This window comes from Bacillus sp. B2-WWTP-C-10-Post-4 (genome assembly GCF_009183805.1).
GTDB lineage: Bacteria > Bacillota > Bacilli > Bacillales > Bacillaceae_G > Bacillus_A > Bacillus_A cereus.
On sequence record NZ_WEII01000006.1, the window covers coordinates 84030 to 96975 of the forward strand.

Genomic DNA, 12946 nt, shown 5'->3' on the forward strand with positions numbered 1-12946 from the left:
AACAAAACGATTCTATCATGAATGGGTACACGGCTGATAGGGAATTTCTATGACAAATACATAGTCATTACTTTTTACTTGCAATGTAAGCGAATCCTCTTTTACACTACATTTTAGATAAAATAAATTTTCTTTCAGTTACATGAATACAAATACAGAAGTTTAAATAATCCTCTTTTGGAATACACTTTACTTCATTAAATATCTAATATGAGTAATCTGCTTACACATATTATTCTGATTGAAAACAGACTATAGGGGCTGAATATATGGAAAAGAAATTCATGCGAGAATCTAAAGCAATTAAGACAACACGTGTTTTTCCTAACGATTTAAATAATCACCAAACACTTTTTGGAGGGAAATTATTAGCAGAAATTGATAGTATTGCTTCAATTGCGGCTGCAAGACATAGTCGTAAACATTGCGTAACAGCATCTATTGATTCAGTTGATTTTTTAACTCCAATTCACCAAGCTGATTCTGTTTGTTATGAAGCATTTGTATGTTATACAGGGAAATCTTCAATGGAAGTTTTCGTAAAAGTAATCGCAGAAAACTTATTAGCAGGCAAGCGTAGAATTGCTGCTACTTGCTTCATTACATTTGTGGCAATAAAAGATGGAAAACCTTCATCCGTACCACAAGTACTTCCTGAAACTGAAGAAGAACATTGGTTACACACAACCGGTTTAGAACGCGCGGAAAACCGAAAAAAGGGACGTTTAAAAAGTAAAGAGATGGCTGAAGTTTTAACTTTAAGTAAGCCATGGAATATATAATACGATACTCTCACTTCATACATGCACAGGTTTATTTCATCCTTGCATGTATTTTTTATTGTAAAAAATTCCACCTCTTATCTTTTATTTACTGTTTGTCTCCTAAAATAATCCACCAGTTTTTCCTTTATTTTGCTATACTATTAATGGTATATTAGATAAGGTTCGTTTAAAAATAACTATAATATAATTAAGTATATAAGGGATGGTGCGATAATGTCTGTTGAGGTACCAATTTCAATACCAAAAACGTTAATTATTATTCCTGCGTATAACGAGGAAGAAGCAATTGCAGATACATTAACAAGATTATTAAAACTAAAACAGCATTTTACAGAATTAAGCATTTGCGTTATTAATGATGGATCACATGATAAAACAGCTCAAATCGTAAATGATTTTCCTGTTCACCTTGTGAACTTACCATATAACCTAGGTATTGGCTCAGCTGTACAAACTGGTTATAAATACGCTTATGAGAATGGATATGATATTGCGATTCAGTTCGATGCTGATGGGCAACATAATCCTGATGATTTGTACAAAATTATAAAACCTATTGCTGAAGACCAATGCGATATGGTGCTAGGTTCACGTTTTACAGAGAAAACAGCCTATAAAGGTAGTATTTCTAGAAGAATTGGTATTTTTTATTTTACTGCTCTACTGAAAGTACTAACAAAACAAACCTTTATGGATCCAACTTCTGGGTATCGTGCTATCAATAGAGAAGTAATTAAGATTTTTGCACATAATTATCCAAAAGATTATCCAGAACCAGAAGTCCTTATTCATTTAAAAAAGAAAAAATTACGCATTAATGAAATATCCGTAAATATGCAAGAGCGTCAAGGGGGACAATCTTCTATCACACCTCTTAAATCTGCATATTACATGATTAAAGTAAGCCTTGCTATATTGATGCAAAAAATTGTGAAAGGTTGATAATAAATGCCTATAATTACCTTTTCATTTATCTTCATTCTATTATTATTTTTATTAATTATTAATTCCATTCGTCGTGGAGCTTTAGAAACTAAATATGCTATTTTATGGATTTTTGTTTGTGTTGCAATGGCTATTTTAAGTTCTACTGAAAAAATTATAAATTGGATTGGCCAACTATTACACGTAGAATATCCTCCATCTGTTTTATTCTTATTTGGACTATTATTCTGTTTCATATTAATTTTTGACTTAACAAGAAAAATTTCTAAATTACATCATCAACTTGTAACGTTAACGCAAGATTATGCGTTATTAAAGCAAAAATTAAAAGTAACGCAACCTGAAACCGATAAAGAATAGTTTTCTATTTAAATATGAATATATACAAAAAAAACATCTTAATTTTTTAAAAAAATTAAGATGTTTTTTATTGCAAACTATTTTTTTCTAATTAATAATTTACTAATTTTCATAACAGTTGCCACGGTCCCAACTCCAATTATAATAAATAAGAATGGTATTAACGGTAATGCATATCGTTCATATGCAACATAAAAACATGTTAAAGCTGTTTGCAATAAAAGGATTGACCATAAAAATGTAGTCTCTCTCCACCTTTTTAAAAGGAAAATAAATGAAAGTACTGTACATATTAAAAACGTCGTCTTAATAAAATTATATATTTCATTCATATCCTTTGCAGAAACATTGAATACTTCAATATTATGCTCTATAGAATAATACGGTTTTTTCCAAAGAATTTCTGGCTTCAAAACTAAATAACTCTCTATCATAGATTCCTTATCAGTTTTCCACCATTCCTTCATTTTATCAATCGCTATTTTTTCTTCTAATTCCATAAATTCATGTGCTTCAAGATTAGGGTATTTTGCATGTAACTCTATTTCAAGTTCCCCCATATCCTTACCTTCTGGGTAACCTTTCCCTTGATACGTTCCAAGTAATAACGGATTCCCTGCCCCAGCAGTTAGTGGGATAAATTTATCAAATTGAATGTAATTGCGAGCCCACCATGGTCCAAGTACGATAAGTCCTATTCCTATGCTTATAATCGCTTGCTTCATCATAATACGGAATGGGTAGCGTTTCATTAAAAGATACCCAAATAGTAAGATTGGATATAAGGCAATTTGTACACGGAGGTACAGTGCTAAAAAGTAGAAAATTAATACAATCAGAAGATGTTTCGTTTTATGAGTATCAGCTAATTTTAAACTCCAATATACTAATCCTAATGAAAGGAATAGAAACGGTCCTTCTGTTAAAGTTAAATTTTCCATAACAATCTCTGGAGGATACACAGCTAATAAGAAAGCACCTATTAATCCTGCAGCAGAATTCAATAAATAAGTACCAATCTTATAAGTTAGCAAAATACTAAGTACCCCTAATAGGATAATAATTAATTTTGCTACAAAAAGACCTTCACTGCCATTTCCAAAAAAATAAAATACAACAGCTAATAAAGCTGGAAAACCCGGCATAATATGAATCGTTGGTTTATCTGGTTCATGATATGTTAACATCCCTGTTTCCAATAAAATATTTGCCGTTTTTTGATAACCTATATCATCGCTAGCTATAGATAGATCTGCACCATGTGTTTGTAAAGTTGCAAAACGAAGTGCAAAACCGACTATCATAATAATCCCTAAAAGGATTATATTAGATTTGCGAGTAAATCGCCCTAACATCTCATCTTCTCCCTTCAGATACATAATTTTCAAAATATATTTCTATATTTTTACAACACAATACGTTCTATAATAAATACTTTTTATACAAAGTACAACAATAGAAAGTTGATTTACAAAGTTTATATGCGTTAAACTTATACAGATGTTCTTGTAATCTTCTTCCTTCCAAAAGGCTTGTATATATGATGCAAGACATAAAAAACTTGAGGAGATAAAAATTCTATGATGGAACAAAAGCAACTTGTTTCTGTTGTCATACCCCTGTATAACACGGAAAAATATATTGAAGAAACGATGCAGTCAATACTAGATCAAACATATAAAAACATTGAAATTGTAATTGTAGATGATGGAAGTAAAGATCAATCACCTTCTATTGTGAAAAACCTTGCTGAAAAATACCCAGGACAAGTAAAATACGTTCATCAAAAAAACCAAGGTGTTTCGGTAGCCCGTAATACAGGTATCGAAAATGCTAGCGGAGAATATATCGCTTTCCTTGATAGTGACGACTTATGGCATCCAACTAAAATTGAGAAACAAATCGAGAGTATGCATAAAAACAACATGGACGCGTGCTATTGTGGTTATATGAATTTCTACGAAGAAACAGGCGAGAAGGTTGAACATACAACAAACTTTATTAAAGGTGATATGGCAAAAGCATTCCTAACACATCAAGTTGTTGCTCAAACAAGTACTTGGATTTTCAAACGATCCATCGTAATGGATCATAACATTCGTTTTACACCAGGATGTAGTTGGGGAGAAGATTTAGAGTTTTTATTTAAACTTATGAGTTTGACAAATGTATGTTATGTCGATGAATACTTAACTTATTATAGAATCTTATCAGAAGGAAATCTTTCTTCTAAGTATAAAGATTATGAATTAAAAACAACAAAAGAGCTAGAAGTATTCAATCGTATGAAAGATTGGGTACATAATAAATCTCAAGACTTCATTACGAAAGACCCTCAGTCACTGATTGAGATTCTTGAGACTTATTTATTCCCTTATACAGTCATCAATAACGCTTGTATATATATTAAAGAAAACTCTCGATTAGATAAATCACAAGTTCAATTAATCAAAAAAGATATAAGGAAATATTGCCGTAAAATCTATTCAAAGAATGGAAAGCGTAGTAAAAAACTATATGCAATGCTTTGGTTTGTACGAATTAAATTTCTGTTTTCTTAAACTGAAAATATAACGATACTCTCTCTTTCTGTGAACAAATTAAATTTACAAATAGGACAAACTAACCGGGTCCTAAAGAATAGAAAGGTCTTTTCTCATGAAAACAAATAAAATTCTAAAAAACGCATCCTACCTCTTTGTAGGAAACATTACTGTCCGCTTTGTACTGGCTATTGCAACAATTTTCTTTGCAAGATATGTTTCTCCAAGTGATTACGGTATGTTTACAACTGCGTTAGCAGTTTCAGCTGTTATTTGTTACTTTACAGATGCAGGTTTAACACATACGTTTATGCGTGAAGGAACGAGAAGCGATGCTAATATTAGTGTGCTAATAAGTAGTTATTTACGTATTCGTTTAATATTAGCTATCGTAATTTCTGTACTTTTCGCTATTTTTGCCCAGTTCTTCTATCCCGATGCTTACTTACGTGCGATGGTATATTGGGTTGTCCTACCAACAATGTTCGGAGCAACCTTACAAGGTGTTGGTATGGCTTACTTCCAAGTAACAGAACGCATGCAATTTACAGCTATTATTTCTGTACTACAAGGTGTAACAGCTGCTGCTGCCCTATTACTAGGGATGTCTTTCCAATGGTCACTTATGATGGTTGCTGCCATGTACGGGGTATCTAGTCTTGTAACAGGTGTTATCGCCTTTATAATGACAATACGTTACACGAAAGTCCATAAGGGTTGGGATAAAGGCATTTTAGATCAACTACTTATTTTCACGATCAACGGAATCATTATTATGCTCTTACCACAATTGGGCCCTATTATATTAGAAAAGGTTTCAACATATAAGCAAGTTGGATTCTTTGGTGCTGCATCTAAAATACCTGCTGTACTATATCAAATACCTGGAGTAATTGCAGCTGCTTTTTATCCAAGACTTTTTGCTTTTGGTAATGAGAAAAATATTGAAGAACATAGAAAATTATCAAGTTTTGAATTAAAACTTATGTCTTTTTTAGGAATGGGAATTTCTATCCCCTTTATTGCTGATCCAAGTTTCTGGATTGTTAGTTTATTAGGAGAAAAATACGCTCCCGCTGGTGACGCTCTTGCTATTCTAGCGTTTATGGTTATTTTACAATCAATTAACTATCCACTAGCCGATAATTTAACAACGATTGGCCAGCAATGGAAACGTGCAACAACAATGACTATTGGATTAGTTGTTGCCATCATAGGTTATATTGTATTAGGTAGTAAATATGGAATGATGGGGGCAGCTGCCGCAGCCATCATTACCGAAATTACACTATTAATCGGATTTACCCTCTTTATTCGTAAAGGCATGCAATTATTAGTTAAAGGAATTATATTTAATTCCTTAGCCTTTATTATTAGTTACGGTATATACCGAATTGCATTAATCAACTTACCACCATTAGTTGCTTTAACTCTTACTGGTATACTATACGGTATAATCGGAATTGTAATTGATCCTCAAATACGTGGATTCGTTTTAGGATTTATAAAACAAAAGCTTATTCGCAAACATGCTTAAAAGCAAAAAGCTTTTCCTATTTAAAAATGGAAAAGCTTTTTGCTTTTTTATATACCATCATTTTTCTTCAGTAAAAAAATGCTATATATTCCAGCTCAAATTGACTTACTTTCTGAAAATGCCTTATACTAAATTACATGTAAACTATGAACTTCAACGCTTGTAAAAATATATATGCTTCAACAAAAATATATATTTTCTCATGTTAAAACTAAAGAACACACCTTTAAAAATTGGTGTGTTTTTATATGCTACCTAAAAACTAGTTGCTACATGTAACGACTTTCAAAGGAGGATTATCAATTTTTATGAGCATAAAGCCGAATAATAAATTCTTTTCCAAGAAAACAATAATAATTATGCCAATATTATTATTGTGCGCTTTTGCTTTTCATTATTTCTTTTTAACATCTAATCAAGCCTTTTCTGGTACAGGGGATGCGTTACGTCAATTTGGTTTTTTTACGTTTCTTCTACAACATGCCTTTAAAGATGGCAACCTTTTTTGGTCTTTTGATTATGGATTAGGTGGAGATTTATTTGGAGAGTTTAGTTATTATTACAGCACATCACCGTTTTTCTGGATTACACTGTTACTACCTAAACTAAGTCTTGAGCAAGTATATGACGTGAAATTATACATGAGTATTTTAAAAAACTTTTTAGCTATGGTATTCATGTATGGTTCTTTACGTTACCATAATAAAACAGCATTCTCATCTTTTGTTGCTGCTATTATATATGGTGGTTGTATTACTTTCATCCGCCACTCTTTACTATGGGATTTCATGGCTGATGCCATTGTATTTTTACCATTAGTAATATGGGGACTTGATAAATATATTATTGAAAAGAAGCGCGGACTTTTCCTAATCGCTGCTACTTTAATGTTAGCATCAAACTTTTATTTTGCTTTTATCACAAGTATTTTCATATTTATTTATGCATTATTCCAATACTTTGCGACACAACAAAATAAAACGATTGTCTCTTTTCTAACTTATTATATTAGAATCGGTTTATTGTATGGATTATCACTCGGTTTAGCCGCCGTTTGCTTCCTCCCATCAGTTAATGCCGTATTTAGTGCTGATCGACTATCAAAAAAGTTTGAGATACCATTATTATTTGAAGATAAATTTTATAAAGATTTAATGGAAAATATTTTCTTCATGTATAATGCTGAAAATCATCAATTAGCTTTACCAGCTTTAATTTTATTCTTAATCGTATTTGGAATGTTTATACGTGATAAACTCGTTAAAAATAAAGTATTCTTTACGTTATTCATGTTCATTCTGTTTATGCTTCCATATACATATTCTGTGTTTAATGGTTTTTCAGCAATGCAATCTAGATGGTTCTATTTATTTGTATTTGTAATTGCCCAAACAATTGCATACATTCTAGATTGGATGATTATTCATAAGAAAGACTACAAATTACCTTATTTAATAAGTTTATTAGTGTCTATTGGATTATTCATTTATGCATTTTATAGAAAAGCAAATATAAATGTAACTGATAAACCTTTACAAGACGTTGATAACATTTTACTCGGAACTGTCGTTCTTTCTGTTATTACAGTATGTTTATGGCGTTATATTTCCAAACCTTTCATACAATTTTTAGTTGTATTGAATGTACTCGTTAGCACAATTTCTATGAATTATATGTATGCGAATAATATACTTAGCACCGTTTACGGACAGAGCCAGATTTCAACTGAAAAGTTACACGAACCAGGCTATGATAATAAAGAAGAAATTGCTGCAATTCGCTACATACAAGAAAATGATAAAGACTTTTATCGTATTCTTAATCCATATAGCGAATATAACACACCGATGCTACAAGGATATCATGGCGTAAGTACGTATCAAAGCTTAGTTAATTATTATGTCCATGACTTTATGAAAAATAAATATGGTGTATTCCAAATGTACGATACACCTTCAATGTTTTATCAAGCTGATAGTCGACTACTACTCGAAAATATGCTAGGTATAAAATATCGCGTATTAAGTGCTGATACAGATTCAAAGAATGTACCTTATGGATATAAACTATTACAGCAAGTAGGACCATATAATATTTACAAAAATGACTATGCTTTACCGTTAGGATATGTATATGATTCGGCTATAAGTGAAGAAGAATTTTCTAAATTAAACTTCGCTCAGCGTGATCAATTATTATTACATGCTGTTGTCGTTAATAATACAAAAGAATTTTCATTAAACCATTTTAATAAACAAGACCTCAAATCAAAGGCAGTATCTATTAAAACGGAAAAAGCAAAATTCGAAAACATGGAAAAACAAGAAAATAAACTAATTGTTCATGGCTTTGGAAATATGATTGTACCTATCAATTATCCTGATACACCTGGTGATCTACTGATAGAATTAAAATTAAAAAATGCAGGCACATTCAATGCAACTGTTAATGGAAAAACGATAGGAAAAGGGGACGATGCTGGTGCATACTCTTATCCGTTAGAAAGGTTTGTTTACAATTTGGGCAATGAGCGTCCAGAAAACCTAACTATCTCTATTGATATGGCAGGTGAGTATGAATTAGGTGACTTGCAAGCAAATATTGTAAACTATGAAAGTGTACAAAAAGAAACAAAAAAACTAACTGAAAATAGGCTTGAAAATATTTATTATAAGAACAATTATTTAAAAGGGGATATCAAATCAAATAAAGACGGGCTCCTATATTTATCTGTCCCATATAGTAAAGGCTGGACTATAAAAATTGATGGAAAAGAAACAGAATTTACGAAAGCGAATTCTGCCTTTATCGGTGTTCCCATTACAAAAGGTTCACATGTAATCGAAATGACTTACGTTACACCTTACTTCAAATTAGGTATGATTATATCAATCATCTCACTAATTATCTGTATAGCTTTACTAATTTTCAAAAATCCAAAAGCACGACGAAAATTTTCTTTTAAAAAGCAATAATGAGCAATCAATGAATCATGAATCTATCCAATTGGATAGATTCATATAAAAACGCATAACATTGTTTTAACCCACTACAAACAAGGAGTGTCAAAAATGACTCTTTCAATCGTTGTACCATGCTACAATGAAGAAAAGGTGCTTCGAGCCTTTTATTCAGAGACTTCTCTTGAAATTCATAAATTAACTACCGATTATGAATTTGTTTTTGTTAATGATGGTAGTAAAGATGATACTTTAAATATTTTACGTGATTTAGCTAGTTCAGATTCGTCAGTACACTACATATCATTTAGTCGAAACTTCGGAAAAGAAGCTGCAATGTTAGCTGGTTTAAAATATGCTACAGGCGATGCAATTGTTATTATGGATGCTGACTTACAACACCCTCCTACGTTAATAAAAGAACTGTTAGAAGGATATAACGACGGCTACGACCAAGTCATTGCAAAAAGAACAAGAACTGGTGATTCACCCGTTCGCTCTTTCGTCTCTCGTCTTTACTATAAAGTGATGAATAAATTTGTAGATATTGAATTAGTAGACGGTATTGGTGACTTTAGACTTTTAAGTCGAAGAGCAGTAGATTCTTTATTATCTTTAAGTGAATACAACCGATTTTCAAAAGGCTTATTTTCTTGGATCGGTTATAACGAATTAATCATTGAATATGAAAATGTATTACGTTCTGATGGAGAAAGTAAATGGACCTTCTCGAAATTATTAAATTACGGAATTGATGGTGTAATTTCATTTAATAATAAACCGTTACGTCTATCTATATATCTCGGATTACTAACAACCATTTTAGGACTTTTATACGTAATCACTACGTTCGTTCAAATCATCCTTGGTGGTGTGGAAGTTCCTGGTTACTTTACTCTCATTTCCGCTATACTATTTATTGGCGGTATTCAACTCATATTCCTAGGTGTTATTGGTGAATATATCGGTCGTATTTATTATGAAACAAAACGTAGACCGCATTTTATTGTAGCTGAAAAGAAAGTTAGTGAAGTTAAACAAAAGGCATAACCAAAAAGTTACTTCTGTAGGTAGAAGTAACTTTTTTATATACTAACATTTACAAACACTTCTTTTGAAAAAATATACATTTTGAAATGATGGCATTATATGAAAGAATTTAGTATCATGATTCAAGGTACTATTTCAAGTTGGACGGAGGATACTATGAGCTTATTAACAGTTGAAAAATTAGGACATACATTTGGTGATCGTACATTATTTAAAGATGTATCTATGCGATTATTAGCAGGTGAGCACGTTGGATTAGTTGGTGCAAACGGTGTTGGTAAATCAACATTCATGAATATCATTACTGGTCAGCTTATTCATGACCAAGGTCGTGTAGAATGGACACCGGGCACACATTACGGCTACTTAGATCAGCATACTGTTTTAACGCCTGGACGTACGATCCGTGACGTACTAGCGGATGCATTTTTACCGTTATTCGAAAAGGAAAAAGCTTTAAATGAAGTTACAGAAAAAATGGGAACTGCTACACCAGAAGAACTAGAAGAACTTCTTGAACAAATGGCAGAAATACAAGATGCACTTGAAGCAGGTGGTTTCTATTTACTAGATATGAAAATTGAAGAGGCTGCACGTGGTCTTGGAATTGATGCTATTGGTTTAGATCGTGATGTTTCAGCACTAAGTGGTGGACAACGTACAAAGGTATTGCTTGCAAAGCTATTACTTGAACAGCCAGAAGTATTATTGCTTGATGAACCTACTAACTATTTAGACGTTGAACATATTCATTGGTTAACAAATTATTTAAAAGAATACCCACATGCATTCTTATTAATTTCTCATGATACAGAATTTATGAACAAATGTGTTGATGTTATTTTCCATCTAGAATTCACAAAAATGACACGCTATACAGCGACATATGAAAAATTCCTAGAACTAGCAGAAATCAATAAAAACCAACATATAAACGCTTATGAAAAGCAGCGCGAGTTTATCAAAAAGCAAGAAGACTTCATTGCAAAAAACAAGGCTCGTTATTCAACGACAGGTCGTGCAAAGAGTCGTCAAAAGCAACTTGATCGCATGGAACTTATTGATCGCCCAGAAACAGCAATTAAACCTGAATTCTCATTTAAAGAAAGTCGCGCAAGTAGTCGCTTCGTCTTTGAAGGTGAAAATGTAGAAATCGGATATACACATCCGCTACTACCAAAGCTATCAATGACGATCGAACGTGGTGAAAAAATTGCTATTGTTGGATGTAACGGTGTTGGTAAATCAACGTTACTAAAAACAATCTTAGGTAAAATTAAGCCTTTAAGCGGTAAAACAAGCCTTGGTGACTTCTTAGAGCCTGCATACTTTGAGCAAGAAGTTAAAGCTGACAATATAACACCAATTGATGATGTATGGAATACATTCCCTGGTTTAGACCAGCATCAAATTCGTGCGATGTTAGCAAAATGCGGATTAAAAAATGAACATATTTCTCGCCCATTAAGTCAATTAAGTGGTGGAGAACAAGCAAAAGTTCGTTTATGTAAGCTAATGGGTGAGGAAAGTAACTGGCTACTATTTGATGAGCCGACAAACCATCTTGATGTTACAGCAAAAGCGGAACTTAAGAAGGCTATGAAAGCATATAAAGGAACAATCCTCCTTGTATGTCACGAACCGGACTTCTATGAAGATTGGATTACAAAAGTTTGGGATGTTGAAGAATGGTCTCAAAATAGTAAATAGTCTTTAAGAAAAAACTCCTTGTGTAGACAAGGAGTTTTTTACTTATTTTTATTAAGAATTTTTTATATTGTAGTATCCTATAAGTCGTAATCGAAATTCTTTTAATTCCGGATACGCCTCTAAATTTGCTAACATACCTCTAATTACTGGAATTCTTGGATTAAGCAATCGTATTTCCGCCTCTAAAACATCTAACGTTACTAACAACTCATCATCCTCTAATTGATCAGCTAAACTACGCTTAAATACAATAATTTCTTTTAAAAAATGCTCTTTAACTTGTTCCTTAATAAGCTCTGATTTACAAAGGAATTCTCCAAGCTTTTCTTCATGTAAAATAGGTTCTTCCGAAGATTCTACCAAACCATCTACTAAATGATCTACTCTTTTTAAAATAAAAGCAGCGACATACGATAAATCAATTTCTGGTGCTTGTAAAATAATTAATTCTAAATAACCACGGCATATGCCTTCTACTATAATTACTAAATCCAATAAATATGGCATAACCTTTTCACCATAAATGGACAATAAACTATTCCGATAAAATGCATGAGACTCTAACTTCATCCGCATCATAAATTCTTCTACTTCTTTATTAAACGGAATTGCATTTTCTCTCGCATGCATAATAATAAATTCTTTATGCTTTTGTATATCATTAAACTGACAATGTAATTGTTTTGCAAATTTTTCACGTGGTAATAAAGACTCTTGTTCAATATCCAGCATTTTCTTTTGGATTTTGTCATAATAATATCGAAGTGTCGCTAATAAAAGCTCATCTTTCGATTTAAAATATAAGTAAAAAGCTCCCTTAGATATACCACTAGCTGTCACAATTTCCTGCACTGATGTCGCATTTACACCCTTAGTAGCAAATAACTTCATAGCCGATTCTATAATTAAACGCTCTTTTTCTTTCATATCTTCTCTCCTAAATTTAATCTCGCATCTTATTATAAATGTATTATACCATCCCTTTTTATTGACGATTGACCAAACGGTCAGTTATATTATGTATTAGACTGACCAGTTGGTCAATATAATACAAAG

At 32.0% G+C, this 12946-nt stretch carries 10 protein-coding genes; 8 read left to right on the top strand and 2 right to left on the bottom strand.

Translation table 11 applies throughout. The features are described 5' to 3' along the window. The first annotated feature begins 269 nt into the window (after nt 1-269). The 3 genes from GBN78_RS05485 to GBN78_RS05495 all read left to right on the top strand — a co-directional run bounded on the left by GBN78_RS05485 (nt 270) and on the right by GBN78_RS05495 (nt 2090). Nucleotides 270-782, top strand: coding sequence for an acyl-CoA thioesterase (locus tag GBN78_RS05485; protein WP_070184502.1), 513 nt, complete (start codon nt 270-272; stop codon nt 780-782). Nucleotides 783-998: 216 nt separating this feature from the next. Further along, a complete protein-coding gene (locus GBN78_RS05490) occupies nt 999-1727 on the top strand; it encodes a glycosyltransferase family 2 protein (protein ID WP_152127051.1) in 729 nt (242 codons plus the stop codon). A gap of 6 nt (nt 1728-1733) precedes the next feature. Further along, nucleotides 1734-2090: a DUF2304 domain-containing protein gene (locus GBN78_RS05495; RefSeq protein WP_001121767.1), complete on the top strand. Its 357-nt coding sequence runs from the start codon at nt 1734-1736 to the stop codon at nt 2088-2090. A gap of 77 nt (nt 2091-2167) precedes the next feature. On the opposite strand, the gene GBN78_RS05500 is transcribed toward GBN78_RS05495, so the two are convergent. Continuing rightward, nucleotides 2168-3445, bottom strand: coding sequence for a glycosyltransferase family 39 protein (locus tag GBN78_RS05500; protein WP_000901470.1), 1278 nt, complete (start codon nt 3443-3445; stop codon nt 2168-2170). 225 nt (nt 3446-3670) lie between these two features. Here GBN78_RS05500 and GBN78_RS05505 point away from each other — a divergent pair, with 225 nt between their 5' ends. From GBN78_RS05505 to GBN78_RS05525, 5 genes are all read left to right on the top strand, one after another. Next, nucleotides 3671-4651 (top strand): glycosyltransferase family 2 protein, encoded by a 981-nt coding sequence (locus GBN78_RS05505; protein WP_000970520.1) that lies wholly within the window; start codon nt 3671-3673, stop codon nt 4649-4651. A gap of 97 nt (nt 4652-4748) precedes the next feature. Further along, complete coding sequence (locus tag GBN78_RS05510; protein WP_000856129.1) at nt 4749-6170, top strand: oligosaccharide flippase family protein; 1422 nt, start codon at nt 4749-4751, stop codon at nt 6168-6170. A 308-nt stretch (nt 6171-6478) separates the two neighbouring features. Continuing rightward, nucleotides 6479-9145, top strand: a complete 2667-nt coding sequence (locus GBN78_RS05515; RefSeq protein WP_053513758.1) for a YfhO family protein — start codon at nt 6479-6481, stop codon at nt 9143-9145. A gap of 96 nt (nt 9146-9241) precedes the next feature. Next, entirely contained in the window at nt 9242-10180 is a 939-nt protein-coding gene (locus GBN78_RS05520; protein WP_000175827.1) for a glycosyltransferase family 2 protein, read from the top strand. 156 nt (nt 10181-10336) lie between these two features. Then, on the top strand, nt 10337-11890 hold the full coding sequence (locus tag GBN78_RS05525; protein WP_000055410.1) for an ABC-F family ATP-binding cassette domain-containing protein: 1554 nt from the start codon (nt 10337-10339) through the stop codon (nt 11888-11890). 51 nt (nt 11891-11941) lie between these two features. Here the strand turns inward: GBN78_RS05525 and GBN78_RS05530 are convergent, their stop codons facing one another. Continuing rightward, a complete protein-coding gene (locus GBN78_RS05530) occupies nt 11942-12817 on the bottom strand; it encodes a TetR/AcrR family transcriptional regulator (protein ID WP_000659645.1) in 876 nt (291 codons plus the stop codon). Nucleotides 12818-12946 lie beyond the last annotated feature (129 nt).